This window comes from Neisseria sp. P0009.S010 (assembly GCF_051958545.1).
In the GTDB taxonomy this organism is placed as follows: domain Bacteria; phylum Pseudomonadota; class Gammaproteobacteria; order Burkholderiales; family Neisseriaceae; genus Neisseria; species Neisseria subflava_A.
The window spans coordinates 106716-132552 of record NZ_JBQCVH010000005.1 but is presented as its reverse complement, the minus strand read 5'-3'; the positions used below and the strand labels follow the sequence as shown (position 1 = coordinate 132552).

Annotated in this window: 27 protein-coding genes and 3 tRNA genes; 22 read left to right on the top strand and 8 right to left on the bottom strand. The window is 49.7% G+C overall.

The genetic code is table 11. The features are described from left to right. Positions 1–33 precede the first annotated feature (33 nt). Positions 34–2514: a ribonuclease R gene (gene rnr, locus ACTHSN_RS06855; RefSeq protein ID WP_440365220.1), complete on the bottom strand. Its 2481-nt coding sequence runs from the start codon at positions 2512–2514 to the stop codon at positions 34–36. A gap of 94 nt (positions 2515–2608) precedes the next feature. Here rnr and ACTHSN_RS06850 point away from each other — a divergent pair. From ACTHSN_RS06850 to ACTHSN_RS06775, 16 genes are all read left to right on the top strand, one after another. Beyond that, positions 2609–2695: transfer RNA gene (locus ACTHSN_RS06850), tRNA-Leu, on the top strand. 38 nt (positions 2696–2733) lie between these two features. Continuing rightward, positions 2734–2820, top strand: a tRNA-Leu gene (locus tag ACTHSN_RS06845). 62 nt (positions 2821–2882) lie between these two features. Next, a tRNA-Ser gene (locus ACTHSN_RS06840) sits at positions 2883–2973 on the top strand. 172 nt (positions 2974–3145) lie between these two features. Continuing rightward, positions 3146–4357 (top strand): tyrosine-type recombinase/integrase, encoded by a 1212-nt coding sequence (locus ACTHSN_RS06835; RefSeq protein WP_107792038.1) that lies wholly within the window; start codon positions 3146–3148, stop codon positions 4355–4357. Positions 4358–4510: 153 nt separating this feature from the next. Beyond that, positions 4511–4774 carry a hypothetical protein gene (locus tag ACTHSN_RS06830; protein ID WP_063075578.1) on the top strand — a complete coding sequence of 88 codons (264 nt, stop codon included), beginning with the start codon at positions 4511–4513 and terminating at the stop codon, positions 4772–4774. Beyond that, complete coding sequence (locus ACTHSN_RS06825; RefSeq protein WP_440365219.1) at positions 4771–5394, top strand: phage baseplate assembly protein V; 624 nt, start codon at positions 4771–4773, stop codon at positions 5392–5394. Before ACTHSN_RS06830 ends, ACTHSN_RS06825 begins: the two co-directional genes overlap by 4 nt. After that, positions 5391–5717, top strand: coding sequence for a GPW/gp25 family protein (locus ACTHSN_RS06820; RefSeq protein ID WP_440365218.1), 327 nt, complete (start codon positions 5391–5393; stop codon positions 5715–5717). The genes ACTHSN_RS06825 and ACTHSN_RS06820 overlap by 4 nt, the downstream gene beginning before the upstream one ends. 9 nt (positions 5718–5726) lie before the next feature. Beyond that, positions 5727–6623, top strand: coding sequence for a baseplate assembly protein (locus tag ACTHSN_RS06815; RefSeq protein ID WP_440365217.1), 897 nt, complete (start codon positions 5727–5729; stop codon positions 6621–6623). A 3-nt stretch (positions 6624–6626) separates the two neighbouring features. After that, on the top strand, positions 6627–7208 hold the full coding sequence (locus ACTHSN_RS06810) for a phage tail protein I (protein WP_440365216.1): 582 nt from the start codon (positions 6627–6629) through the stop codon (positions 7206–7208). Between the two features lie 16 nt (positions 7209–7224). Next, on the top strand, positions 7225–8751 hold the full coding sequence (locus ACTHSN_RS06805; protein WP_440365215.1) for a tail fiber protein: 1527 nt from the start codon (positions 7225–7227) through the stop codon (positions 8749–8751). A 32-nt stretch (positions 8752–8783) separates the two neighbouring features. Then, a complete protein-coding gene (locus ACTHSN_RS06800) occupies positions 8784–9524 on the top strand; it encodes a tail fiber assembly protein (RefSeq protein ID WP_440365214.1) in 741 nt (246 codons plus the stop codon). A gap of 19 nt (positions 9525–9543) precedes the next feature. Then, positions 9544–9798, top strand: coding sequence for a hypothetical protein (locus tag ACTHSN_RS06795; protein ID WP_070647023.1), 255 nt, complete (start codon positions 9544–9546; stop codon positions 9796–9798). Beyond that, positions 9795–10400, top strand: coding sequence for a hypothetical protein (locus ACTHSN_RS06790; protein WP_070647021.1), 606 nt, complete (start codon positions 9795–9797; stop codon positions 10398–10400). Before ACTHSN_RS06795 ends, ACTHSN_RS06790 begins: the two co-directional genes overlap by 4 nt. Then, positions 10397–13801: a type IV pilus assembly protein FimV gene (locus ACTHSN_RS06785; RefSeq protein WP_440365213.1), complete on the top strand. Its 3405-nt coding sequence runs from the start codon at positions 10397–10399 to the stop codon at positions 13799–13801. Before ACTHSN_RS06790 ends, ACTHSN_RS06785 begins: the two co-directional genes overlap by 4 nt. 185 nt (positions 13802–13986) lie before the next feature. Continuing rightward, on the top strand, positions 13987–14103 hold the full coding sequence (locus tag ACTHSN_RS06780) for a zinc finger domain-containing protein (protein WP_082815485.1): 117 nt from the start codon (positions 13987–13989) through the stop codon (positions 14101–14103). Between the two features lie 79 nt (positions 14104–14182). After that, positions 14183–14962 carry a DNA adenine methylase gene (locus tag ACTHSN_RS06775; RefSeq protein ID WP_314059047.1) on the top strand — a complete coding sequence of 260 codons (780 nt, stop codon included), beginning with the start codon at positions 14183–14185 and terminating at the stop codon, positions 14960–14962. A 112-nt stretch (positions 14963–15074) separates the two neighbouring features. On the opposite strand, the gene ACTHSN_RS06770 is transcribed toward ACTHSN_RS06775, so the two are convergent. Continuing rightward, entirely contained in the window at positions 15075–15233 is a 159-nt protein-coding gene (locus ACTHSN_RS06770; RefSeq protein ID WP_440365212.1) for a hypothetical protein, read from the bottom strand. A 135-nt stretch (positions 15234–15368) separates the two neighbouring features. Between ACTHSN_RS06770 and ACTHSN_RS06765 the strand changes: the two genes are divergently transcribed. From ACTHSN_RS06765 to ACTHSN_RS06755, 3 genes are all read left to right on the top strand, one after another. After that, positions 15369–16541 carry a phage tail sheath subtilisin-like domain-containing protein gene (locus ACTHSN_RS06765; protein WP_222571220.1) on the top strand — a complete coding sequence of 391 codons (1173 nt, stop codon included), beginning with the start codon at positions 15369–15371 and terminating at the stop codon, positions 16539–16541. A gap of 86 nt (positions 16542–16627) precedes the next feature. Continuing rightward, entirely contained in the window at positions 16628–17134 is a 507-nt protein-coding gene (locus ACTHSN_RS06760) for a phage major tail tube protein (RefSeq protein ID WP_063075566.1), read from the top strand. Between the two features lie 23 nt (positions 17135–17157). After that, a complete protein-coding gene (locus tag ACTHSN_RS06755; RefSeq protein ID WP_070647002.1) occupies positions 17158–17514 on the top strand; it encodes a hypothetical protein in 357 nt (118 codons plus the stop codon). Between the two features lie 250 nt (positions 17515–17764). Here ACTHSN_RS06755 and ACTHSN_RS06750 read toward each other — a convergent pair whose 3' ends face one another. Beyond that, positions 17765–17887 carry a hypothetical protein gene (locus ACTHSN_RS06750; RefSeq protein WP_265511155.1) on the bottom strand — a complete coding sequence of 41 codons (123 nt, stop codon included), beginning with the start codon at positions 17885–17887 and terminating at the stop codon, positions 17765–17767. A gap of 27 nt (positions 17888–17914) precedes the next feature. Between ACTHSN_RS06750 and ACTHSN_RS06745 the strand changes: the two genes are divergently transcribed. From ACTHSN_RS06745 to ACTHSN_RS06735, 3 genes are read left to right on the top strand one after another with little or no spacing between them, the layout of a single operon-like run. Further along, complete coding sequence (locus ACTHSN_RS06745; RefSeq protein WP_440365211.1) at positions 17915–20512, top strand: phage tail tape measure protein; 2598 nt, start codon at positions 17915–17917, stop codon at positions 20510–20512. A gap of 20 nt (positions 20513–20532) precedes the next feature. Then, entirely contained in the window at positions 20533–20982 is a 450-nt protein-coding gene (locus ACTHSN_RS06740; RefSeq protein WP_063075563.1) for a phage tail protein, read from the top strand. Position 20983: 1 nt separating this feature from the next. Then, positions 20984–22225 (top strand): contractile injection system protein, VgrG/Pvc8 family, encoded by a 1242-nt coding sequence (locus ACTHSN_RS06735; protein ID WP_222571216.1) that lies wholly within the window; start codon positions 20984–20986, stop codon positions 22223–22225. 56 nt (positions 22226–22281) lie between these two features. Here the strand turns inward: ACTHSN_RS06735 and ACTHSN_RS06730 are convergent, their stop codons facing one another. From ACTHSN_RS06730 to ACTHSN_RS06710, 5 genes are all read right to left on the bottom strand, one after another. Continuing rightward, positions 22282–23199, bottom strand: coding sequence for a response regulator (locus ACTHSN_RS06730; RefSeq protein WP_440365210.1), 918 nt, complete (start codon positions 23197–23199; stop codon positions 22282–22284). After that, the gene (locus ACTHSN_RS06725) at positions 23192–24034 is read right to left on the bottom strand and encodes a HAMP domain-containing sensor histidine kinase (RefSeq protein ID WP_314059056.1); all 843 of its coding nucleotides are present in this window, start codon (positions 24032–24034) and stop codon (positions 23192–23194) included. The genes ACTHSN_RS06730 and ACTHSN_RS06725 overlap by 8 nt, the downstream gene beginning before the upstream one ends. Further along, entirely contained in the window at positions 24031–24678 is a 648-nt protein-coding gene (locus ACTHSN_RS06720; RefSeq protein ID WP_440365209.1) for a TerB family tellurite resistance protein, read from the bottom strand. The genes ACTHSN_RS06725 and ACTHSN_RS06720 overlap by 4 nt, the downstream gene beginning before the upstream one ends. Next, the gene (locus ACTHSN_RS06715) at positions 24668–25213 is read right to left on the bottom strand and encodes a hypothetical protein (protein ID WP_440365208.1); all 546 of its coding nucleotides are present in this window, start codon (positions 25211–25213) and stop codon (positions 24668–24670) included. The genes ACTHSN_RS06720 and ACTHSN_RS06715 overlap by 11 nt, the downstream gene beginning before the upstream one ends. 101 nt (positions 25214–25314) lie before the next feature. Beyond that, positions 25315–25779, bottom strand: a complete 465-nt coding sequence (locus tag ACTHSN_RS06710) for a S24 family peptidase (RefSeq protein ID WP_440365207.1) — start codon at positions 25777–25779, stop codon at positions 25315–25317. Positions 25780–25837: the final 58 nt, after the last annotated feature.

Genomic DNA, 25837 nt, shown 5'->3' with positions numbered 1-25837 from the left:
GAAACTTTTCAGACGGCCTGAATTGAATGCTACTTATTTCTTAGCAGCTTTCTTCACTTTAATCTTCACGCTTTTACCTTGAGCATTATTTTTACGCCCGGCTTTGACGGAAGCTGTTTTCGCCTGCGCTTTTTTCTTGCTTGCGGCTTTAGGTTTGCTTGGCTTAGTAGGCTTAGAGGCAGGTTTACTTTTCACCTTGCTCTTCTTTGCCTTCACAGGAGTAGCCAACGCTTCATCAATTTCTTTAGCCGAAAGTTTACGCTTACGCTTTTCGACAGGCTTGTCAGCAGCTGTCGGCTTACTCACAGGTTTCGCTTTTCTTCCGCCGCGTTTCTTACCGACTGAACCGCCGCTGATTAAGGTCAAATCAATCTTGCTGGTATCCAAATCGGCACGCGCGACTTTTACAGTAACCGTATCGCCCATATTGAAACGGACACCGCTGCGTTCGCCCTCAATTGCCATAATTTCAGGACGGAAGTTGAAATAATCCTCTCCCAAATCGCTGATGTGTACCAAACCGTCGATATGAATGTCGTCCAAGGTTACAAAAATACCGAAGCTTGTCATGCCCGAAATCTTACCACTAAAGACTTCGCCGACTTTGTCGCGCATATAATAAGTTTTCAGCCAGTTTTCCACATCGCGGCTGGCATCATCGGCTCGGCGCTCGCAGAAAGAGGTATGCACGCCCAAAGCCTGCCAGGTTTTATTGGGTTGGTAAATTTGTCCGTTCAATACAGCCTTAATGGCACGATGTACCGTCAAATCCGGATAACGGCGGATAGGCGATGTAAAGTGTGCATATGCGCTATAAGCCAAACCAAAGTGACCGTCGCAATGCGGCTCATAAACCGCCTGCTGCATAGAACGCAACATCATCACTTGCAACAGCTCCGCATCTGGACGGTTTTTAAATTGTTCGGCAAGCGCAGCATAATCTTTCGGCGTCGGATTATCACCGCCACCCAAACTCAGCCCCAGCAAACCAAGCTGCTCGCGTAAAGTGGCCAGTTTTTCGGGAGTCGGGCCCAAGTGATTGCGGAACAAAGCCGTATGTTTGTTTTTCAGCAAAAATTCTGCCGCGCAAACATTCGCCGCCAACATACATTCTTCAATCAGCTTGTGCGCATCATTGCGGACAACGGGAACGATCTTGTCGATTTTACCGTTGTCATCAAAAATCATCTGAGTCTCAACGCTCTCAAACTCAACCGCGCCACGCTCGAAACGTTTTTTCTGCAAGATTTTAAATAACTTATATAGAGTATCGATTTGCTGCTTAAACGGATGATCCCGGCCGTCTGAAATCCAATCCCAAACTTGATTGTAAGTCAGTCGCGCATGCGAACGCATTACTGCCGGATAGAAACGGTATTCCTTGATATTGCCGGCATAGGTAATCACCATATCGCACACCATACACAGGCGTTCAACATCAGGATTGAGCGAGCAGATATCGTTGGACAACTTCTCCGGCAGCATCGGAATCACACGGCGTGGGAAATACACGCTGGTACTGCGTTCCTGAGCATCTACATCAATTCCGTCATCAGGACGGACATAATGGCTGACATCGGCAATCGCCACCACCAAACGGTAATTGCGGCCGACTTTTTCAGCAAAAACCGCATCGTCAAAGTCCCGCGCAGTTTCACCGTCAATGGTTACCAAAGGCAAATCACGTAAGTCCACACGCCCTTTCAAGTCGGTTTTACGCACATGATCAGGAATTTTCTTCGCGGCTTTGACACACGCTTCGCTGAATTGATGAGGCAAATGGTGCTTGCGTACAGCGATTTCAATTTCCATACCGCTGTCGGCATAATCGCCCAACACTTCAATCAGCTTAGCCACTGCAGGACGATGCGCTTCAGGATACGTCTCAATTTCAGCCACAATCACCTGGCCGGATTGCGGTTTAAAGTGCGCCACGCTTTCAGGTTCCAGTACGATACTTTGGCTCAAACGCTTGTCTTCGGCCTCCAAAATGGCCACGCCGCGATCCATATAAAAACGGCCGACCACTTTAGACTGCGCACGCTCCACTACATCCAAAACCGTACCTTCACGACGGCCTCTGCGGTCGATACCGGCAGGACGAACGGTAACAATATCCCCGTGCATTACACCGCGCATTTGACGCTCATACAAAACGAAATCGCCCTCGCCTGTCGGCGTTAGCGGCACGGCAAAACCAAAGCCGTCTTTATGCGCTTCGACACGGCATTTAACCAATGCCAATTTTTCTGCAGCACACACCGCGCCACGTCGGTTGATCAACACCTGACCATCGCGTGCCATCGCTTTCAGACGGCGCTCGAAGAATTCATATTCATCTTCTGTAATCGACAATTCATGTGCCAAAGCTTCGATTTTTGTCGGCACACCTTTTTGTTCCAATAATTCAATGACCCATTCACGGCTGGGCAACGGATGAGCGTAACGTTGTTTCTCCCGCTCCAAATACGGGTCTTTTTCTCGTAAATTTAAAGATTTAGTATTTTTGTTCATTTTGATAGTTGACATTCTTTTTTTAAAATATATAATAGCTGCTTCTTCGCAGTTCAGGTATTCAACTGTACCTTAAATTGAAGAATAAAGCAAAGCCCAGGTGGCGGAATTGGTAGACGCGCTAGCTTCAGGTGCTAGTGTCCTCACGGGCGTGGAAGTTCGAGTCTTCTCCTGGGCACCAAATATTTTGGTACTTCTTTGCTTAAGAAAATTTAAATTGCCCAGGTGGCGGAATTGGTAGACGCGCTAGCTTCAGGTGCTAGTATCCTCACGGGTGTGGAAGTTCGAGTCTTCTCCTGGGCACCACTGATAAATCAATAAGTCAAGTTTTTACATTATTCTGATAACAAGTCAGGATAATAGTCCACAGAGAGGTGGATGAGTGGTTTAAGTCGCACGCCTGGAAAGCGTGTATACGTGAATAGCGTATCGAGGGTTCGAATCCCTTCCTCTCTGCCATTTTCATTTTTATAAGTTTTTCATTACTTCTAAAACCGCATATTAAAGGCTAAGTTATCAACAACTTAGCCTTTTTTGTTATTCATCTGCTTTAAATTCATTTCGGGTATATTTCAATTCTTTTATCTTTTTTGTGGTATTTTATGTGTTATTACCCAAGGAGTAACACTTCATGCCAAAAATTGTAACGCCATTAAGTCTGTCTCAAATTAAAACAGCAAAACCTAAAGAGAAGGTTTACAAGTTACCAGATGGAGGTGGGCTTGCCCTATGGATTTTGCCTTCAGGTTCTAAGTCTTGGAGGCTACAATACCGCCGCCCTGATGGGAAAATGAACACATTGACGCTGGGTTTATTTCCACGTTTCGGACTAGCAGATGCGCGGGCATGGCGAAAGGAGATGTTAGAAAAAATCAGAAATGGAACTGATCCGAAGGCAATTTCTGCGGACGTAGGAGCAGAGTTTCGTTTTGAAAATTGCTTGGTACTTTGGTTTGAAAAATGGAAGAAATCGGGTGGCAAACAAGGGATGGGTAAAAATCCGCGTTATGCAGGGCAAGTACTGTCGGCTTTAGAATTGAATGTACTACCTTTTTTTAAGGGAAAGGATATTCGTTCGATCAAGACGGCAGATATAGTAGCAGTTTTAAGGAAAATGGAAGAACGCGGGGCGCTTGAATATTTACGTCGGGTTAAAGGTGCATTGGGATTGATGTTTGATTATTTTGTAGCAGATGGATCTATCACTATAAATCCAGTCAGTGTTATTGGAAAACAAGTATTCGATAGGCCACCTGAACGTCATTTCGATACACTGCGCTTTGATGAGCTACCACTCTTAGTGGAGAAGTTAGAAACATCGAAGGGAATTGGGGAACGAGCGCGGCTATTAATTTATTGGCAACTTTTGAGTATGACGCGGCCGTCGGAAGCAGCAGGGACTCGTCTGGATGAAATTAACTTAAAGGCAGGAACTTGGGAAATTCCAATTGAAAGGATGAAAACAAGGCCGCATGTTGTCCCATTAAGTTCCGCTTTGACGCGAATCTATTTTGAGGCATTAAGATTAAATGTGAATGGAGTATTCTTATTTGAAGGTTCAGGGTTTACCAAGCCATTGTCGTCCGAGACAGTCAGATTAAAGCTTCGTACTAAAATGGGGCTGGATACGACGGCACACGGTTTGCGGAGTCTAGCACGGACTTATTTGAGGGAGGTTTATAAGGTTCGCAGAGATGTGGGTGAATTACTGCTTTCGCATGGCATTACGGATAAGACAGAACGCGCTTATGACCGATCAGAGCTTTTAGAGGAGCGACGAGAAATGCTGGAAAACCTTGGTCGAGATGTGATGGCATTACGGGAAAAGTATCGGATAAAATAGTTTTGAGGTCGTCTGAAAAGTTTTCAGACGACCTTTTTCTATATCCAAAACTTAAAAAACCCACCTAAAACCCCATCTGCTTGCCCACATATTCACTCTTTGCCAAAATCAAATCGTCATCTGAAGTGATATGTTCCTTGTGATTGTTGAGTAATGACAGCCGGAAAGACGGCATCCCAAAAAGCCGCCGTTGCCACTCCACAACGGCGGCTTTCCAAAAACAGCAAAACCAAGACCATGTTCAAAGAACCCTGCCAAGTCATAGCAATCCACAGCCGCCCCTTATTTTTTTGCGGCTTATGGTTCATTACCGTCAGACTAAAAAATGAATACGGCTGGAAATTCGACCGCAAAGCCATGTTTGAAAGCAAAAAAGCAGCTGAAAGCCTAAAAATCGGAGACTACATCATCCCATGACCAGTCGCAACATTGAAAACCTCATAAAAATCGGCACAGTTTCCCAAACCGACCCTGTTGCCAACAGAATCCGCGCACAACACGGCGGTCTCATTACAGACTGGTTGCCATACTTTGTTCCTGCAGCGGGTGGCGTATCAATTTGGCGTTTACCTTCCATCGGCGAAGGTTGCATCATACTTTCTCCCAGCGGAGAACCCGAAAACGGAATTATTATTTGCGGCTTCTCAACCTCCCAACATCCTGCCCCATCCCAAAACCCAGACGAAACCATCATCCTCATGCCTGACGGAGCAGAGTTTAAATACAACCACGCAAAAAGCCATCTGCAAATCAAAGGCATCAAAACTGCCGATATTACCGTCAAAGAAAAAGCCACCGTACACACCAAACACCTGACTATCGACAGTCCCGAGACAGACATCAAAGGCAAACTAAACGTTGTCGGACTGCTTACATATCAGGGCGGCATGGCAGGAAGTGGTGGCGAAGGTGGAGCGGCAGCAGTTATCAAAGGCACAATACGCCAAGAAGCAGGCAGCATCATCAGTAACGGGGTCAACCTAACCACCCACACCCACCAGGGCGACAGCGGCGGCACAACAGGACAGCCTAGATGACCAATGACCAAACAGGACGCAGCATCGGCTTAAAAGAACACATTGCCCAATCCATAAAGAACATACTCTTCACTCGCATCGGTAGCCGCCTCATGCGAGAAGACTACGGTAGCCTTCTGCCAGAGCTGATAGATATGCCGATGACCCAGACCGTTGTAGCACTCTGCCATCAGGCTGCCGTCACTGCCATAGCGGCATGGGAGCCGCGCATTACCGTCCGCAGCATACACTTTGACCCGACCGCCGCCGCTAACGGACAACTAGCCATTACCATAGTCACAACCCTGACCGACGGCACAGAACAAACATTCCAAATCCAATAACGCAGAAACATGGCAGAAATTGACCTAACCCGCCTACCAGCCCCCAAAGTCATCGAAGAACTCGACTTTGAGACCATATTTGAGCGCAAAAAAGCGAACCTCATCGCCCTCGTCCCGGCTGGCATACGTCCAACCATTGCAGCCACCTTGAAACTCGAATCAGAGCCACTGACCATCGACCTTCAACAACAGGCATATCAAGAAATCATCCTGCGTCAACGCATAAACCAAGCAGCTGCAGCAACACTTTTAGCCTTCGCACAAGGAAGCGATCTTGACCACCTTGCCGCAGCCAAAGGCATAGAGCGGAAAACCATCATCGCTGCCGATCCAACCACCAATCCCCCCACAGAAGCCGTTTACGAAACCGACGATGACCTCCGCCGGCGCGTCCAGTTATATCCAGAGAAACTCGCAGCGGCAGGGCCTCGTGCAGCATACGAAGCCCATGCCATTGATGCCGCCCCCGATATTACCGATGCCCGCGCCGTCAGAGTGTCTCCAGGAACAGTCGCTGTTTATATCCAAACATCCAGCAACCAAGGCATACCTAGTGGCCGCACCCTTGAAACCGTCAATGCCTATCTTAGCGACGAAATCCGACGCCCACTCTGCGATACCGTAACCGTCCACGCCTGCACCCCGAAAGAAATACGCATATCCGCCCGTATTACCTATGAAGACGGCCCAGACAAAGAAATCGTCAAAGCCCGCCAGCTTCAAGACCTCAATCAAATGCTAGAGCAGCATAAAAGACTCGGCGCACAAATTGCCTTGTCAAAAATCATTGGCGCACTTGATACAGATGGCGTCAAAAAAGTAGAGCTGACAGAGCCAAGACAAGACATCCTGTGTACAGACGGCGAATTTATAAAAATTACAGAAACCATACTGACAGAAGCCTAAGCCATGCCGACAGTCATCCCTACCAACAACACCGACCTACTGCAAGCCCTTGCACGCCTGACATCGCAAGAACTGGCAACTGTCTTCGATCTCGCAGTCATTACCAAAAGCCGCATTCCCGACAGTTGCCCTCCAGAATTCATACCATGGCTTGCATGGGAACGCTCCATAGGCAGTGACGAAGGCTGGAATATTACCGACACCGAAATCGCACGCCGAAAACTGATAGAAAACTATATTCAAAAGCATCAGCACAAAGGGACACCATCCGTCATCCGGCGCCTTTTCCGTGACCTGGGGTACGGAGAAATACAAATCATCGAAAATACCGCCAATCTTTACTGGAATGGAAGCGCCGTCTTCGACGGCACACACCTATTCGGTGGCAGCAACGGAGAATGGGCGAAATACAGCATTAAATTAAGCCGCCCGGTTACCAATAATGAAGCCCAAAAGCTTCGAGAATGGTTGGAACGAATTGTCCCTCTCCGTTGCGAACTGCACAGCCTCGACTACCGAGACCACCCTATCTATTGGAACGGAGAAATCACATTCGACGGTAGTTACAACTTCGGCATAGCCTGACCCTAAAGGATAAAAAATGGCCAACGCAAAAGAACTCAACCAATACACCCAAAACGTCCGCCTCATCGAACCTGGCGACCGCGTTATCGGCGGTACTGATGCCCCAATCAATCAACCCCTGCAAGCGCTAGCTAACCGCACCTTATACCTTAAAACCCAAGTCGAATCCAAGATTGGCAATAAAGGTACGCAAGTTATAGAAGGCCAGCTCAACATTCAAACCAACGCATGGGAAAAAATCCGTTTTACCAATGGCGACGGCAGCTACTGGCGTTTTGAGACTGCCCCCGTATCTGCAGGAGAAAACGGCGCACGCTTCAATTATGTTTTTACATCGGGAGATCGCGAAATCGGGCGCGTACAATTCCCGCGCGTATCCGGTTCGGAAAGCGTCGCCTATCAAAGTTGGGTCGAAGCCAATGCCGCCCGACTTGCTACTGACAAAATGAATGTCGCCACCACCAACTACTATGCAGACCAGTCCGGAGGCTATACCAAAAGTGGATTTTACCGATCCAATGCCCGTCAGCTTGACGGAAATACCCTGCCAACAATGGAAATCCACATTGCCCATCCGGAAGTAGTGAACGGCGCACACGCCCGCGGTATCGGTTTCTCATACGGCTCGTCGTCCAATCCGTTTCAGCTCGTTACCTCTGCTTGGGATGCCAACGGTCGTTATATCGGCATGAGAACCGTCTTGACCGAAGAAAACGGCGTCATGCTATCAAATGACCAAACTGTCGGCGGTGTCAAAACCTTTACATCAAAAGCCGTATTTAATGCGGGATTGTCCGTATCCGGCAATGGAAAATCTGCCGACATCAATACTGGGGCAAAAGACGTTTATTTACGCAACACGGCAAGCAACAAATACCTGCAACTTAAAGACGACGGCACATTGACATACAGTGGCGTCAAAATTGCCCTTATGTCCGATAAATCAGATGCCGTAAATCTGGACAGTACCGACAGTCTTGCCACATCCAAAGCCGTCAAAACCGCCTACGACAACAGTATCCGACGCGGAGGAGCAGTAGGTTTGGGCGGTCAGAATCATCAAATTGCCATCGGTTGGGACACGCCCGGACTGATTGCGCGTGTCGATAACAGCGTGATGAATGTAGGCGTCCCCGTTGGTGCCGTCGCCTACTTTGCCCAAGATGTCCCCCCATTTGGATGGTTAAAAGCGAACGGCGCGGCAGTATCCCGTACCGTCTATGCCAATCTGTTCGCCGCCATCGGCGAACGTTACGGCCGTGGCGACGGACGCACCACTTTCAACTTGCCCGACTTGCGCGGCGAATTTATCCGATCATGGGATGACGGCAGAGCCATTGATAGAAATCGTGCATTAGGCTCATGGCAGGCGGATGAATTCCGCAGCCACAGCCACGGCATCGGCGTCAACCGCATGTCCGACACCGACAGGGGTAGTAATCCGTCAACCGTATCGGTTGACACTGTCGGCCAAACCGACCCGGCTGGCGGCATTGAAACCCGCCCTCGAAATATCGCCCTGCTGGCATGCATCAAGGCATAAGCCGCCTTAAACCACTTAGAAAGGTAAAAAAAATGACCCAAAACATCCAATGGACAAAGCCCGTTTGCCAACTTGACGCCGACCATCTCTACATCGGCCAAACCACAGCCGATCTGGACATCATGGCACGCGACGGCAGCTATCTGATTCCCGCCGGTTGCATCGACACCGACCCGCCTCAAATCAGCGCAGGCAAAGCTGCCTGCTGGAACGGCGAAGGATGGGACTTCATCGAAGACCATCGCGGCAAAACTGCCTACCGAAAAACTGATCGCACAGCCGTTATCATCGACCAAATCGGCAGCCTTTCAGACGACCTGACATTTTTAAAACCTTCCTCACGGTTTGACGAATGGGATGGAGAAAAATGGATGGAAAACCAAGACAAAAAAGCACAAATTGAAGCCGAATTTCTAAACGCGTCCAAGGCTGCTTTAATCCGCGCCATCAACCGTCAAGCCCAAACCATTGTTGCCCAAAAATCAGGCATGGACGACCTCCCTGCCTTTGAAGTGCAGAGCTGGCCTATCCAGGCCGCTGAAGCCCGCGCATGGTCGGTAGATAAAAGCGCGGCCACGCCCGTTTTAGATCAAATTGCCCAATCGCGCGGAATAGATGCAGACAAACTCAAAGCCGCCGCCCTGCGCAAAACCGTTGCCTATGAGTCCCTCTGCGCTACCGTTGCAGGCAAACGCCAAGCCATCGAGAAACAAATCGAAGCCGCCCAAAACTTAGACGAACTCAACGTCATCAACACCGAAATCAATATCTGATTTACAAGGCCGCCTGAAAATGAAATCAAACATCAAAGCCTACTTCAAGAATCTTGCCATTGCTGCCGACCAAACAATTAATGCCGTATTTGGCGGCTACCCGGACGAGACCCTGTCCAGCCGCCTCTACCGCAAAGATGTCGAAGCAAACAAAAGTCACTGGACAGCCATCCGAAAAGCAGTTGACGCACTATTTTTCTGGCAGAAGAGCCACTGTCGAGCCGCCTATCTTCGCGAAAAACAAAAAGCCCACTTCCCTGAAAGTCTCAAATGACCATCCAGACAAAAAACCTGACCTTATACAAAGGCGATACCCGTATTTTCAGAATCGGCTTTGACGGTGGAGGCCTGCCATTCGAGCCTAAATCCGCGCAATGGGCAATGACTGTCCGCGGGCAGACAGGCGAAGAGCTGCGCCCCCAAATCAGTGTCAGCGGGCAAGAAATTATTATTACTTTCCCCGCCCACTTGACTCAAAACACCGCATGGACATTAGGCCAATACGACCTACGCGCCGTTTTCGGGGGAATCGTCTGTACCGTCCTGCGCGGAGAAATCTACATTGCTCCCTCCATTACCAACGTCAGCGGCATTATCGGCGAGAGTACCGAACCCGTCCGCGTCAGCATCATGGAGCAGGGGCTAGTCGTCGTATCCCCTGCCGAAAGCACACCAACCGCCGGCGTATCTCCTGAAAAAATACGGGAAATCGTAAAAGAGGTCATTAAAGAAACACAAAACGGCAACGGCACGGAACACATACCGTCAACTAGACCTGAACAACCGGTTGCCCCTACTCCGAATCCAGCTGCATCCACTGACCTGACCGACGAAACACTGGCAGAAGTGTATAAAAAATTAGGAAATAAACAATGACATCAAAATTAGATCAAGCCGTACTGGCAATTACCGATGCAGTAGTGGCGGCAAAAGAAGAATCCGCAAAAGCCAAAAAACTTGCAGAAAATCCAAACGTGACCGCCTCTCTTGACGAAGAAGGCCGTCTGAAACTAAACGACAATACGTCCGACATCCACCTCATTACACCCGCCAAAGTATCAGAAGCAGTAGGCAATGCCTTTGCCGATGTCAAAACACCATCACTGATTATTACCGAGCAGGCCAAGTTCGAGGGCGAACAAATCGAGGCTGCCGCCAAGATTGCCATTGAAAAAGGTAAGTTCTATATCGAGGACGCCTTGACACCCGAACTGCGTAAAAAAGTTTACGACGGTTGGTACAAAAACAATCCTTCTAAAGAAGACGCATTGAATATTGTCCGTCTGATTCAGGCATGGTACGACCGTCTGCCGTCTAACGTCTTTATTTCTTCGCGCGGCGGCTTTTTCCCGGTAACGAAGAACACAGGTTACAAGCCGGAATACTACGGCGCGGACGGACGGCAAATTTCCGTCGGCGGCATGGTGCTGACAGTCAACGGCCAACAGCCGTGTATTACCTTTCATCATTCCGTTTTTAATGTGTACGACTTCTCGTTGGCAGAATTTTGCGTGGAAGAAATGGGGCAGGACGTGTTCCACTTGTGCGGCAAATCAGAGGGCAACACCATTCTGCACGGCGGCAAAATTACCACACGCGCCTATAAGGACTATGGCTACACATCAGGCATGGCCGACCCTGACAAACGATGGATTCCGCATATCGACGGCTGGACGCGCGAAAAACCGCACATCGGCACAGGTATGGCGCTGAAAGGTACGGCGGAGGCAGGTTTCAATACCACCACACTGTCCCACGATGTTGCCCGTTACATGAACAATTCGGCTGATACATCAGGTGTACAACAACCTGAAGGATATACCCGCGAAAAAATCCGCCAACTGCACATTGACGAATCGAGCCAACGCTACCGCAGCGTCGGCGGCTACTGGAATTCAGACGGCCTGTCGCAATTCCCGCAAGATGACGGCACGGTTGCACCCACATTCGGCCTCTGGCGCGGTGGTCAGGTATGGAGTCGCGGTTACGGTTGGCGACTGTTCGACTGCAGAGGCACAGAAATCCGCTACTTCGACGTACGGGGATTTACTGGCGGCGCAGTGATTGCAGGTTTACATGGTTCTCCGTCCGGAGAGGATGTAGGCGGCGGCGAAGTCGCCAAGGCCTACGAAAAAGGCATGGTTGCCGTCAATACCCGCATCACGGGCGGATACTTTACCCACAACTATACCTGCGGTGTGGAAGCAGTCCGCGTATCAGGCTACGAACTTTGCGGCATCTTTGCCCCTGATTCTGTAGTCGGACACCCCGATGCACATCTGGAACATGTGCGTGGCTGGAATAATTCTATCGTCAGTCTCGATCCGGGTTATCAGCAATGCACATCCCGATACCTGCCAATGGACAACCTATTCATCCACGACAACGTGTTCGGTTTTGGCAAGCGCAAGGTAATGGATATTCATACCGGCAACAACGTCAAAATCGTAAACAACAGTGGCCGTGCCATGTACTACGGCATTTCCACCGTAATCGAAGAAGTATTTGCCGCGACGGACGGACGCGCCTCCAAAATTGCAGACCCGTACAGTTTCTATTACCAAGACAGCAATATCGAAATTACGGGGAATACCATTGTCAGCGGCAACATCGGCATTCATCCGATTAATGGTGCATTGGGAGTGCTTTCTCGCCGCAATCAGAAGAAATGGTGGCTGCGTTGCCGTCAACTGATTAACGACAATACGGTCTATGCCCCGCGCGGTTTGCAATGCAACTACGGGCACAACCACTTTCTGATTGAACGCAACCAGTTTACATTTGCCCTGCCGTTCGGCGATTTTTACGGCATGCGCTACGTTTCAGGATTTGCCGTTACCAATGGCGGCAGCGGCTACACCACCGCCCCCAAAGTCATCATCACAGGAGGCGGTGCGGAAGCCTTCGGTGCAGAAGGCGAAGCAGTAGTGAAAGACGGAAAAGTTACCGAAATCAAGCTGCGCCGCATCGGCAGCCGCTACGACACACCGCCAACCGTAACCCTCGAAGGAGGCGGTGGTACGGGTGCAACGGCTACCGCAACCGTCAACACATCGACATACGGCATGAGCGTGGGCGCAGAAGCGCGTTACGGCACAATGTTGGCTGCACAAATCCGAGGGAACTATATTCAAAACTCCCCCGACGGCAACTTCATGCGCCAGATGATAATCGGCAAGTTGCGCGGCTCGTCCATTGTCGGCAATCACTGCGATATTACCCCGTACAAGAACGCCGAGCAGGGAAAAACCGAAGTGGGACAACCCTATACAGTTGACACAGTTAAATACCGAAACGGCCTACTAAGTGCAGGTTTCTACCCTATCGGCGAATTAGACAACTGTACCGTTGCCGAAAATTACATGCACAACCAACTGACCGATACAGTAGAAGTATGGACAGGTGCGCGTAACCACAAAAATACACAGACTACTGACTATGCCGCCACCCTGATGCAGGCGAAGCTGACAGATTTAGAGGCCGAAATCACTAAACTCAAAGCATCGACAGCAGGCAAAGCGTTAGAGACAGTCACACAGCCGACACCAGAAACGGTAGTACCAAAAGCTGATTCAGCAACACCTAAAGCAGAACCTGAACGGCCGGCACCCACTAATGAACAGCCTGCACCTGCCGCCCCAGAAACATCTATTAAATTCACATTTAACGGCCTCGAATCCAGCTCCACCGAAGCCGTTGGCAGCAATAGTGAGGCTCGTCTGACGAGCGTCATCAATGCACTCCGTGCAGGAGAGCCGGAAGGATGGACAGGCGCATTCGGAGAAGAGGGCAACATCCGTTACATGAAGGCACAGGCAGGCGAAAACGGTAGAGGCCACCGCTATATCGAAAGTAGCGGAGTCAGTGCCGCAACCGGTACTCCGACCACAGTTATTATGCCGTTCAAACTTGAAAAAGGAGGCACACCAGGGGCAGCGTTTATCCTGCTGCCGATGACGGGCGAAAGCCCCGCCGTTGGCGGCGTAACCGCCACTCATGGCGAAAACGGTTTTACCCTACGCATGCCGGAAAATGCCACAGTGGATGGCAAAGTCAACCGAGTAGGCAATACCTATGCCTACGGTGAATGGCATATATCCGTTGTACCTTGGAATACCGCTTTCGACAAAATCCGTATTGGTACCAGCCACGTTGCCAATACAGGCCGTACAGTTCGAATCGGTGCAGGTTTTGAAATCGTACAAGGGGATGTGTCCAAAGCCGCCGATAAAGGCGCGGCATTGATGACAGGGATTTACCGCAAAGATGGACAGTGAAGTTCAGATGTCCGATGAAGAAAGGATTAAAGAGGAAAAGATACAACAACTCAAAGTGGGACGGCGACGTAGCGGTGCAGCAACACCGCTACGCCAGCCAAGCAGAGCAACCCTGCATTGACTTCTAGGCCGCCTTAGTCTCTAGAGACCGAGGCATTCTATCCGTGATATGGGAGTGAGTGCAAATGCAAATCTACCGCGAAATGCGCTGCAAATACTGTGGCAAACTGCTTGCCAAAGGCAGCGGATGCGTGCAAATCAAATGTGCACGCTGTAAAAACATCAATTCATTCAGTAACTAAAAAATCATCAGAGTGCCGTTGAGCATCATATTTAATCTGATTCCGAGCATCCCGAATGCCACAAATTAGGAGTATATATATGATGCAAAAAACACAACAAACTCTACCGATTATCCCTTGGATGGGTGGTAAACGCCGATTGGCAAAACACCTGTTGCCCATGTTCCCCGAGCATTCTTGTTATGTCGAACTGTTTTCTGGTGGTGCAGCGTTGTTCTTTATGCGCCCAACGCCTGCTAAAGTAGAGGTACTCAACGACATCAACGGACAGCTCATCAACCTGTACCGCGTGGTACAACACCATTTCGACGAGTTCGTCCGCCAGTTCGAGTGGACACTAACAAGCCGAGAGGTCTTTGCCCGCCTACAAAGCACACCGCCTGAATGCATGACTGATATACAACGAGCTGCCCGATTCTTCTACTTGCAGCACACCGCCTTTGGCGGCAAGACCGTACATCAACATTTTGGTACGGCTACCACTTCAAAAGCTTGGGATGCGTATCAGATTAGGGCAAAACTGACAGCAGCCCAAGCCAGGTTGAGAGGTGTGTTCGTCGAAAACGAGACGTGGGATCGATGCTTCAAGCGGTATGACCGAGAGCATACTTTCTTCTACGCCGACCCGCCGTACTGGCAAACCGCAGGGTACGACCACGCATTCGATTGGCCTCAGTATGAGCTGCTGGCCAAAGCGATGGCGGAGAGTAAGGGTAAATTCATGCTATCTATCAACGATCATCCTGATATAAAGGATTTATTTAAAGACTTCCGGATTACCCAGCTTACGCTTACCTATACAGTTGGTAGAGACAAAACTGGTAAAACAAGTGGTGAGTTGGTTATATGTAATTGGTAAATAAAAAGCGACGTCACCGTCGCTTTTAAAAAAATGAAAAAGAATTACAAATAGTGAAACAAAAAACAGAATAAATTTTCTCAAAAAATGTTTTATTTTTTCGCGGGCGGCTTCAACCTTGGAATACCGCTTTTGACAAAATCCGTATCGGTACCAGCCACGTTGCCAATACAGGCCGTACAGTTCGAATCGGTGCAGGTTTTGAAATCGTACAAGGGGATGTGTCCAAAGCCACCGATAAAGGCGCGGCATTGATGACAGGATTTGGCATCGCCGCCGCTTAAGACAAACAAAGGCCGTCTGAAAACTTCAGACGGCCTAAAAATCCCACTCAAAACCTCCACCGCTTGCCACCGATAAAAAGCAAAGCAACAATCAGACCATCCCCAAAGAAACGGACAGCCACATGACCGCAAAACGCATGCACGGCGTAACAGCCAACGAATTCACACACGGCGCGCGCCATATTTCCGACATCGCCACCAACATTATCGGCATCGTTGCCACCGCAGACGACGCTGATGACACAGTCTTTCCCGCTACCAAACCCATATTTTCAACATCCGTCTCTGCCCTGATTGATAAAGCAGGCAGCAAAGGAACCTTGGCAAAATCCCTAGACGCAATTGCAGATCAGGCAGATGCCCAAATCGTTGTAGTCCGCGTTCCCGGCTCAACCAAAGCACCGGAGCAGAAAGCAAACGTTATCGCAGGTATCAAAGCACTGGCGAAAGCTCCCGCACATACCGGTTACAAACCAAAAATCATTGGTGCGCCGGAACTTGACGACGCTGACGTAACCGCCGAGCTGGTTGTAACCGCCAACGCTCTTGAAGGCTTCGTATATGCATCCGCCGGCGGCGCAGAAAATATTACCGCCCTGACCCAATATAAGAACGGATTTGGGCAAAAAAACCTCATGCTGATTGACAACGAATTCATGACCTTCGGCGCTTCCAAAACCCAAGAAACTGCCGCTACCGTTGCCCGTATCCTCGGCGCACGCGCCATGCTTGACCAAAAAATCGGTCCGCACAAATCCATTTCAAATACCGAAATTCAAGGCGTATCCGCCCTTAAATACCCACGCAGCTTCGGACTTCTGGACATCAACAGCGACGCCAATACCATCAACAACCTCAACATTACCACCCTCATCCGTGAAAACGGCTTCCGCGTTTGGGGCAACCGCACATGTTCTGCAGATCCTGCCTGGGCATTCGAACCGACAGTCCGTGTCTCTTCCGTAATTAAAGAGACCATCGCCGAAAGCTTTCTCTGGGCAATGGACAAACCAATGCACCCGAGCCTTATGATTGACATCATCAACAGCATCAATGCCAAGCTCGCCGAAAAAGTCTATCAAGGCTGGTTATTGGGCGCGCAAGTCTTCATCGACCCCAAAAAAATCGAAAAAGAACGCGTAGCCGGCGGTATCTTTGCCTTCGACTACGAATTTACCGTAGCCCCGCCTTTAGAGAATATCGAACTCAACCAACATGTATCAGACCGCTTTATCGTCAACCTGACCGACCGCGTTATCGAATTCGCATCTAACCTCAAACCTACCACCGTCTAAACTACCTTGCCTCCCAATAATTCCCCTCTCCCAACAGAGAGGGGTTAGGGATAGGTACCCAAACACAAGTAATAAAGGACACCCCAATGCAGCTGCCACGCATCTTGAAAAGTTTTAACGTCTTTACCGACGGACTCAACAAAGACGGCGTCCTCATGACCGTCAAACGCCCAGACATCAAATTCAAAACCGAAGACTATACCCCGGGCGGCGGTATGGGCGAATTTACCGTCATTCATGGCATCGAAAAATTAGAGCTGGAGCTGACCAGCAAAGGTTTCGATCTTGAGCTGTTCAAATCCATCAGCCACAAAATTAATGGCAACCTCTTACGCTATCAAGGCGCATTGCACAAAGAAGACGAAGAAACCTACCAAACACTGGTCGGCGAAGCGCGTGGCCGAATTATCGAAACCACACGCAGCGAAGACAAAGCGGCCGAAGGTGGAGAGCAGACATTCAAATATGCCCTAACCTACTGGAAAGAAACCGTCGATGGAGAAGTCGTTTTTGAAGCAGACCTCATGGCGAACAAACTCATCATCGGCGGCAAAGACGTTCGTGCCGGCATTCGCGCCGCATTAGGCCTCTAAACACATACAACAGGAACAAGTAAATGCAAGAACCAAAAATCAAAATCAACCCCGACGATACCCTGACCGTAACCCTGACCGACGGCAAAGCCTACACTCTGCGCGAACCGCTGGCCAAAGACATGGCAGGCATGGGACAAGACCTCATCAAAATCAAACACACCGAAACTGTTCAAAAGCTCCTCTCAAAAATCAGCACCCCAAAAATCGGCATGGCACAATATGGCGTATTAGGTATGGCAGATGTACAAGCCCTCAATGCCGCTATTGATTTTTTTTCAGCCGCACCTTCGGCGAAAGCAGAGATTCAGGAAGCCTTTGCCGATTTGGGCTATACCCATGCTTCCGATACCGAGCCGGCCAGTTCGCCGACCTTATAAAAGCAGCGCCAGACATCTGGCAGGCTGAAGAAGATGAAGACGTTACTGCGTTTTACCCAATAGACGACGCCCTTGCCCTCTGCACCATTACTTTCAAAGGAGGTATCGGCTGGTTCGCAGGACTAAATCTTTTTACCCTTAACCGCTGGGCAGCCAAAGCCGCCGAAATCCAACGCGCACGCCAAGGAGACGGACAATAAAAAAGGTCGTCTGAAATCAATTCAGACGACCTTTTCAATCGACAAAATAATCAAGGAAGCATCCATACCATAAGGGCAATGACGGCAACAAAAAGCCAAAATAATGCGCCATACCACCAAATGACAGAATCGACTGCATTCAAAACCGAATCCGCCAAGATTTGATTTTTCATTTTACGTTTCATCTTAAAGCTCGAGCCATGACAGACAAGACAATTAATATTATCCTCAAAGCCGCCGACAAAGCAAGCAAAACGTTTGACAGAATTAAAAAAAGTAGTAGCGGGCTGTCGGGCGAATTGGCGAAAAACAAAAAAGAAATGCGCGATCTCGAGCGCGCCCAAACCGCACTGGTAAAAATCGGCAAGGCAGAACAATATTTCAACCGTCTGAATGAGCAAATCATCCGTAATTCTGCCGCCACAAGCCGTCTTACTTCCGAAATCGACAAAACGGGCGTTGCCACAAAAAAACAGGCAGCAGAACTCAAAAAGCTGACCCGTGAAGGCGAAAGGCTGAATAACGAATACGAAAAACAATCCGCGCAGCTAAAACGCTACAAAGACCACATGGAAAAAGTTGGCGTATCCGGACAAAACCTTGAAAAAGAGCAGGCAGAGATTGCCGCCCGAATGCAGAAGACTACTGCCCAAATCGAAAAGCAGTCCACCGCCTTAGAAAAGCTGGAAAAACGACAACAGAGTCGAATCAAGGCCGCCGCCATCGCAGGTATTGCATCGGGTGTCTCATCATGGACAAGTAGCAAGGCTGCCACCATGAGGCAAGGTGCAGGGCATGCCATCAATACAGCCATGTCCGAAGAAGATGCAATGCAGGGACTGATCCGCCAAGTCGGCATCCTCAAAAATACAGACGGCAGCCTAAACCACGCCGAAATCGCTAAAATCCGCGCCGAAGTCCAAAAACTAAGCGGTGAATTGCCCATGGCAACGGTTGAGATCATGAATATGATGACTGCCGGCGCGAAGATGAATATCCCACGCCAAGAGCTTGCAGCCTACGTTACCGAAGCCGTCAAAGCTGCAAATGCCTTTGAAGCAGCAGACCCGGGTGCGCTTGCAGAAGAGCTGGGGCGCATTCGCCAAAACTTCAAATTATCTAAAGAAGCCGCTTCTGAACTAGTCAACGTCATGAACTACCTTGATGACAACGCACTGGTTGCAGGCGACCAGCTCATCAGCTACATGAACGAAGTATCAGGCAGCATGGGTTTGGCGAAAATGAACGAGAAGCATGTAGCGGCTCTAGGCTCCGCCCTTATGTCCGCAGGTGTAGATGCTTCCACCTCTGCCAAAGCGGTCGGCAGCCTCATGACAAGGCTGGGTACCGCACCTGATATGAAACCCGTACGGGAAGCCCTGAAAAGCATAGGTATAGACGCAAAATCCGTTCAAAAAGGCATGGTCGAAGACGCGCAAGGTACGCTTGAAAAAATCATTGCCGCCGTCCAACAAATGCCGAAAGAGCAACAAGCAGGCATTCTCAAAGGCTTGGCAGGCGGCGAATATAACCGCGTATTTGCCCAACTTATCGCTAATACAGAGCTTTGGCGCGAGCAAATCCGCCTTGCCACCTCTCCGGACGCATTAGGCAGCCTCGACAAAGAGTTCGAAATTCGTGTCAACGCCATGTCGTCCAAATGGCAGATGTTCAAAAATAAGCTCTTCAATACCGAATCAGGCTTTGGGCGCAGTATGTTTTCAGGCTTAGAATACGGCATGAATGTCATTTCAGGCTTATTGGATAAGTTCAACGAATGGTCGGCAAAAAATCCAGAGGCCGCCGCCAAACTTGGAAAAATCGCATTTTATGCAACCGCAGCAATGACCGCCTTAGCAGGGCTGGCCGCAGTTATTGCCGCAGTTGCCGTCCCCTTTGCCGCCGCCCGCATTGCCTTTGGCGGATTCGGCATGAGTATTCTTAAAGTATTAGGCATTGCCCTACGTTTCATGACATTAAATCCCATAGGCCTTGCGCTGACTGCCATAATCGGCATCATCTATCTCGTTTACACCAATTGGGATACATTGACTGCCGCCTTCATCAGAGGCTGGGAATGGATTAAAAAAACATTCGCCCAAAACCCCATCCTATACGCACTGACCGGACCGATTGGCGCAATCGTTGCACTGGCCACACACTGGGACCGCATCAAAAACGCCCTCATCACAGGCTGGGGATGGATAAAAAAAACATTCAGCGGCAACAACCCCATATCCTACGCCCTCTCCGCCGCACTAGGCCCAATCGGTATCCTCATCAAAAACTTCCAAATCCTCAAAACCGTCGCTACTAGCGCATGGGAATGGATGAAAAAAGCCTTTTCCACCAAACCGACCGCGCCGGGAGGCAGCGCAGCCGGTTATGGCGTAGGCGCATACATTCCCAACAAAGGATATTCTACAGGTGGTTACACAGGGGCGGGCGGTGTCAACCAAGCGGCCGGTATCGTGCATAAAGGCGAGGTTGTCTTCAATCAACAAGATGTAGCCCGCTTCGGAGGATGGCGTGTTCTGGAAAAAATCCGCAAAGCAGGCTTGGGCGCATTGCAGAGCATTATCCCCGCCGCAGCTGAAGAACCGCGCCCTTCCCTTGTCGGAGCAGTTCCCATATCGGCAGGGTTCAATCACACAAACGCAGGTGGTATGACCGTCAACATTACCATCAACGGCGGTAGCCAAAGCCCTGCCGACATCGCCCGCGAAGTTGCCCGTCAGATTAAGCAGATTGCAGACCAAGCCGCACGTCGTGCCCGTAGCGCATTTTCAGATGACTGACACCAAAAAAGGACACTACCATGCTTGCCACATTAGGATTCTTCCCCTTTCTCATCCGCACCATCCCCTTTCAAACCATCAACCGCCAAAGCGGCTGGAAGCACCCAAATCAATCCACCGTCGGCGGCGGTATTAATCCCACCCAATACCTAGGGCCGGAAACTGACACCCTGACCCTGTCAGCCGAAATGAGGCCGGAAATCACAGGGGGAGACACCTCCCTGGCCATGCTCCACCTCATGGCAGAGCGTGGAAAACCATACAATCTCATCCTCGGCACAGGTCAAATAATGGGCGCATACGTCATCACATCCATCAAAGAAGACAGAAGCCAACTCATGCACGATGGCAAAGCCCGTTCCATCAGCTTCAGCATAGAATTAAAAAAAGTATCCGACAGCCCGCTGGGACTAAAAGGCAAAGCCCTTCAGCTTGGCGTATCCATCGCCCGCAGCATTGCAGGAATCTGACATGACCGCACTTACCCAAATCAAAGACCAAGCCGTCAAAATCTTCAACGCCATTACCGACACCGGCGGCAACCATCTAACCCCAGTCGCCAAGCTGTCCATAAACGGCAAGCCGTTCAATACCGACGCTCTCTCCCGCATCATCTCCATCAGCCTGACCGACAAAAGCGGCTTCGAGGCGGACGAGCTGACCGTCAGCCTGTCCGACCACGACGGCAAGCTCGCCCTGCCCCCGAAGTCTGCCGAGATAACCATCGCCCTGGGCTACATCGAAACAGGCATTGTCGATAAAGGCAGCTACAAAATAACCGAAGTAAGCTGGAGCGGCGCACCCGATACCCTGCACATCACCGCCCAATCCGCCGACACATCCGACCGATTTTCAGAGGCAAAAGAAAAAAGCTGGCACAAAACCAGCCTGAAAGAAATCATCGAATCCATTGCCGCCGCCAACGGCTACACCCCAATCATCGGCAAAGCCTACCAAGACGAAAAAATAGACCACATCGACCAGAGCAACGAATCCGACGCCGCCTTCTTGTCGCGCCTTGCCGAACGCTACGACGCCATCGCAACAGTCAAACACGGCCGCCTCCTGTTTGTTTCATCAGGCGAAGCCACAACCGCCGGCGGGCAGCCGTTGCCTACAATCAGGATTACCCGCAACAGCGGTGACCAATATGCATTCAGATACAGCAATACCGAAAGCTACAACGCCGTCCGCGCCTACTACATCGACAAACAGACAGGTAAAAAGCACGAAGTCGTCATTACCGAAGACAACTACGACCCCGTCAAAAAAACCGTTACCACCACCAAAAAATACAAGACCAAGCGCAAAGACGGCAAAACCCACAAAACCACCACCAAAGAAGTAACCGAAATCAAACAGGTGGATACTGCCGGCAAAAAAATCAAAACCCTGCGCCATACCTACCAAAGCCCCAAAACCGCCGCCACCGGCGCGCGCGCCGCGTACAAAAAACTAAAACGCGGCGCAATGGAATTCGATATTTCCCTAGCCATCGGCCGCCCCGACGTCGCCCCCGAAAGCCCCGTAACCCTACAAGGATTCAAGCCCGAAATCGACGCAGAGAAATGGGTCGGAAAAGAAACCGTCCACACCCTCGACAGCAACGGACTGACGACTGCCGTCAAACTCCAAAGCCTGATCGACGTACCGATTGTCCTCTACGAAGGCGAAGTCAGCCCAAACTTTGCCGCCGCAGTTTCCAAACCCTGACCAAAACAAAAGGTCGTCTGAAAAAATCAGACGACCTTGTTTATCCATAGCCAACATCAAGACGGCACATCCTTAATCTGCTCGTCAATCAGCTTCTTCAGCTCATAGCGTTTATCATCCGCCACAATCAGGCGTGTCAATTCATCATTGGCAAACAGAAGAACCTTCATACTCTTATGCGACGTGCGTAGAGCCTCCAGCCTGACCGTAGAAGCGATTTTATGGCTGGCCGCAATAATACCAAGCTCTGCCAGACCGCTGCTGGATTCGATTTTGGACACAAACGCCAAAAAATCATTCTTATCGACAGGCGCTGAAGGGCGGTTTTTTGCCTCCACAAAAATATACTTGCCGAATTTAGCTAAAAACGCATCATCAATATCATTGCGTAAAATCAAATCCACTTCCGAAGTCGCATCCGTTACCCGTTTCCGAATAAACTGAAAACCGATCTGTCCGAAAAGATTGACAAGGAAGTCCTCAAACAACACACCCTTGCGGAACGGGTCCTTTTCATTTTTGGCAGAACTGTACGCATTCAGCAACATCTTACTGTTTTCCGAAAACTCACCGTCCCGTTTTTCAAAATAACCGGCAACCGTCCGTTCCAATTCCGGCACCCATTCCGCCATCGATTTTTTCTCAGACACCGCCAACACGCAGCCCGAAGTCATCAGGTCCTGCATCGCCGTTAAAAACTCCGGCAGCCATGCCGACACGATAATAACCTTCGCCAGAGGATTGTTTTCCAAGATACGGCGGCATATTTCCAAGCCGTTGAACGGATAATCATCCATCCGCAAATCCACAATCGCCAGCGAGCAGAAGCGGTCGGAAACCGCCTGCATAATCTCATGTTCGCCACTCAAAGGCTCGAACACATATCCATTCCCGCCCATACGCTCATTAAGCTGTTTTGCCAGCCCGTCGGCCTGAATCTTTTCATCATCGATAACAAAAATATGCTTATACATCGTCCAATCCTATAAAAGGCAGGGTAATCAGGAAACGCTTCGAATATTCCGCCCTGTCTGACGGCACACATTCAACCGTTCCCTTCAACAATTCACAAATATAACGTGCATGGTAAAGTCCGATGCCGCTACCTTCCGTAGTAGAGTATCCATAATCGAAGATTTTGTCGAGACAGATTTGCTCAACAGCTGCGCCCGTATCGTAAACCGAAAAGAAAAGCTCATGGTTTTCCTGGTCGATGTCGACCGTAAACAACACCTCGCGCCGCTCGAAATCCCGCAAATGGCGGCAGGCATTAATAATCAGATTACTGAATACCTGAAGCAACGAATGGAAAGGATATTTAGTCCGCAAATCGATGTCTTCCAGCAATTCCTTCGTGAACAAAACCCCGTTTCCCTCCAGCATCGAACGAGTCAAAGCCTCCGTCGCGCCAATCAGGCTGTTGACCTTGAAAATCCCGTCCTGCCCGTGCGGCACAAGCTGCGCAAAATTGCCCATTACCTCCCGAATCATGTCCAACTGTACCCGCAGGCTTTCCAAATGCCCATCAGTAATCTCTTCTGCCCCATAGCTTGTCAAGATGACATCCATGTTTTGAATACAGTTTTTCATATCATGACCGAGGAAGTTAGACAGTGCGGCAATATGCAGATTATGCGCTTCCTCCGTCGCCGCCATATTCCGTTGCAGTATCTCGATAAGAAGCGTATTGCTGTCTATCGTCTTCTGCAAAGCATCCAATTCTTTTTTGATTGCCCGCCGCCCGTTTCCCGTCTGTTTTGCAGGTTTACGGTACTTCGGCAGCGGAAACGTACCTTTTGAATCCGTCACCACGCTTTCTCCCCAAAAACAGCAAACAATCTTTCCAGTATTTTTAACTGGTTCGTTTCTTCATCCGTAACCTTCCTGTCTGCTTTCGCGACATTGCGCGCATATTCCAGCACTGAATCACGCCATTCGGGGAAACGCTGGTTAATGGCACGGATAGCAAAAGAAAAATCCATAGAATCCGGCACGGGCCAAGACTTCATGACGCCAAGCGAATAAGCAAGGAAATCGTCGCCCATTTCCGATTTGTCCGTCAGCCATTGCGCGATATATCGCTGTTCAGACGGCGCATATCTCCCATCGCAGTAAGCGATATAGACCAACACATCCACAATCGGCTTCATCTCCCGAATAAAAAAATCCATCTGCCGTTCGGGAGCCTCTTCATACCGTTCCTGCAAACGCCGTCTGAAAAGCGAAGGCTCGACCACTTCGCCGGTTTCCAAATCCACCAGTCCCATAATCGACTGATATTTAAACGTCCTGACCATTTTCCGCTCATGGCAAAACGCCTGCACATAACCGCCTGAAAGATTGGCAACAAACTTGCGGACATCGATAACCCGTCTGCTTCCGATTCCTTCAGTATTGACATATTCAATCTCAAAACTACCGCCGACAGGCAGTAGCACAGGTTTATCTTTCATCGTAAAGCCATTCTTTTTTAATCATGTCGTGGAGAGATAATTCAGACGGTGTCAGTTTCTGTTTGGCCGTGTCGTTCCGCCCGTAGACTAATATCGCGCCCGAACAGGCTGCCCAATGGAGGCGGCGTTCAAGATCGAGGTTTCGGGCGGCTGCGAGAGACTCTTTAAAATCTTTCCGAATTAAACCGCCCAAAAATTTCCGCCCAAATTTGAACAACACCTTTTCAGGTTTGTCTGCGGCGGTTTGGAATTCACCTTTATTTTTGTCTGATTCAGCCCCTGCTTCCGTCTCTTCGTCATCTGTTACTGACAAATCAATCCCGTTCAGAGCGAGCGCAGATTTAATAATTTGGTTGTATCTCAAATTCCGCGTCCACGTTGCCGGTTCAATATCAACCAATGCCAGCAGTGTCAGCACAGCATCGATATTTTCCTGCACGGTCTGCTTTAATTGAATTTGCCATGAATGCAGTTCTTGCAAGTCCAATTTCACACCGTCTTGCCTGCCAGCCTGTTGACCACTTTGTTTTCCCATATTGCACGTCCCTAATAAACAAAATCACTAAATATCCAAAAAATCCAACGGCAGTACCTTCTAAAACTTACCGTGAATTGAGCCGCTTCTGAAAATTCAAATCAAAATCCCGACAAATGCCATGCGCCACGCACTTTGCCGCAGATGGTTAACTTTTCCAGTCCATCACCTTCGATGGTTTCCGTTCTGTATAACGGGTTGTCGCTGATGACGAGCAGGCCGCCGCTGACGGAGGCTTGCAGGCGTTTGGCTTTTAGGCCGTCTGCGAAGGATAGGAGATAAATGCCCTCTCCTTCGAATGAGTGGACGGAGGTATCGACAAACAACACGTCGCCGTCCTCGATGGTGCCTTGCATGGAATCGCCGCGTGCCGTGATGACTTGGATACGGGAGAGGTTGCCGCCGAGTTTTTCGCGCGCCCACGCCTTATCGACATGGACGAAATCGACCACCTCCATTGCTTCGTTGTTGATGTAGCCGTCTCCAAGCGCGGCAACCACGTCCAGCCGCTCAAAACGGATATGGTCGTCTGAAGGGTCGTTTGAAAAATTAACCTCTCTATACATTCCTGAGTCTTTTCTGTACTTATCACCTAAACCGTCTGCAAGCCATCGCGTAGAAAAG

Bases quoted from the DNA above. Each gene is read 5' to 3' on its own strand.
- ACTHSN_RS06795 (WP_070647023.1), top strand. From the start codon at position 9,544: ATGAAATCAAACATCAAAGCCTACTTCAAGAATCTTGCCATTGCTGCC.
- ACTHSN_RS06720 (WP_440365209.1), bottom strand. From the start codon at position 24,678: ATGAAAGATAAACCTGTGCTACTGCCTGTCGGCGGTAGTTTTGAGATT.
- ACTHSN_RS06750 (WP_265511155.1), bottom strand. From the start codon at position 17,887: ATGAAAAATCAAATCTTGGCGGATTCGGTTTTGAATGCAGTCGATTCT.
- ACTHSN_RS06830 (WP_063075578.1), top strand. From the start codon at position 4,511: ATGACAGCCGGAAAGACGGCATCCCAAAAAGCCGCCGTTGCCACTCCA.
- ACTHSN_RS06745 (WP_440365211.1), top strand. From the start codon at position 17,915: ATGACAGACAAGACAATTAATATTATCCTCAAAGCCGCCGACAAAGCA.
- ACTHSN_RS06760 (WP_063075566.1), top strand. From the start codon at position 16,628: ATGCAGCTGCCACGCATCTTGAAAAGTTTTAACGTCTTTACCGACGGA.
- ACTHSN_RS06710 (WP_440365207.1), bottom strand. From the start codon at position 25,779: ATGTATAGAGAGGTTAATTTTTCAAACGACCCTTCAGACGACCATATC.
- ACTHSN_RS06800 (WP_440365214.1), top strand. From the start codon at position 8,784: ATGACCCAAAACATCCAATGGACAAAGCCCGTTTGCCAACTTGACGCC.
- ACTHSN_RS06810 (WP_440365216.1), top strand. From the start codon at position 6,627: ATGCCGACAGTCATCCCTACCAACAACACCGACCTACTGCAAGCCCTT.
- ACTHSN_RS06715 (WP_440365208.1), bottom strand. From the start codon at position 25,213: ATGGGAAAACAAAGTGGTCAACAGGCTGGCAGGCAAGACGGTGTGAAA.
- ACTHSN_RS06775 (WP_314059047.1), top strand. From the start codon at position 14,183: ATGATGCAAAAAACACAACAAACTCTACCGATTATCCCTTGGATGGGT.
- ACTHSN_RS06735 (WP_222571216.1), top strand. From the start codon at position 20,984: ATGACCGCACTTACCCAAATCAAAGACCAAGCCGTCAAAATCTTCAAC.
- rnr (WP_440365220.1), bottom strand. From the start codon at position 2,514: ATGAACAAAAATACTAAATCTTTAAATTTACGAGAAAAAGACCCGTAT.
- ACTHSN_RS06765 (WP_222571220.1), top strand. From the start codon at position 15,369: ATGACCGCAAAACGCATGCACGGCGTAACAGCCAACGAATTCACACAC.
- ACTHSN_RS06740 (WP_063075563.1), top strand. From the start codon at position 20,533: ATGCTTGCCACATTAGGATTCTTCCCCTTTCTCATCCGCACCATCCCC.
- ACTHSN_RS06805 (WP_440365215.1), top strand. From the start codon at position 7,225: ATGGCCAACGCAAAAGAACTCAACCAATACACCCAAAACGTCCGCCTC.
- ACTHSN_RS06820 (WP_440365218.1), top strand. From the start codon at position 5,391: ATGACCAATGACCAAACAGGACGCAGCATCGGCTTAAAAGAACACATT.
- ACTHSN_RS06790 (WP_070647021.1), top strand. From the start codon at position 9,795: ATGACCATCCAGACAAAAAACCTGACCTTATACAAAGGCGATACCCGT.
- ACTHSN_RS06785 (WP_440365213.1), top strand. From the start codon at position 10,397: ATGACATCAAAATTAGATCAAGCCGTACTGGCAATTACCGATGCAGTA.
- ACTHSN_RS06825 (WP_440365219.1), top strand. From the start codon at position 4,771: ATGACCAGTCGCAACATTGAAAACCTCATAAAAATCGGCACAGTTTCC.
- ACTHSN_RS06770 (WP_440365212.1), bottom strand. From the start codon at position 15,233: ATGCCAAATCCTGTCATCAATGCCGCGCCTTTATCGGTGGCTTTGGAC.
- ACTHSN_RS06835 (WP_107792038.1), top strand. From the start codon at position 3,146: ATGCCAAAAATTGTAACGCCATTAAGTCTGTCTCAAATTAAAACAGCA.
- ACTHSN_RS06815 (WP_440365217.1), top strand. From the start codon at position 5,727: ATGGCAGAAATTGACCTAACCCGCCTACCAGCCCCCAAAGTCATCGAA.
- ACTHSN_RS06780 (WP_082815485.1), top strand. From the start codon at position 13,987: ATGCAAATCTACCGCGAAATGCGCTGCAAATACTGTGGCAAACTGCTT.
- ACTHSN_RS06755 (WP_070647002.1), top strand. From the start codon at position 17,158: ATGCAAGAACCAAAAATCAAAATCAACCCCGACGATACCCTGACCGTA.
- ACTHSN_RS06730 (WP_440365210.1), bottom strand. From the start codon at position 23,199: ATGTATAAGCATATTTTTGTTATCGATGATGAAAAGATTCAGGCCGAC.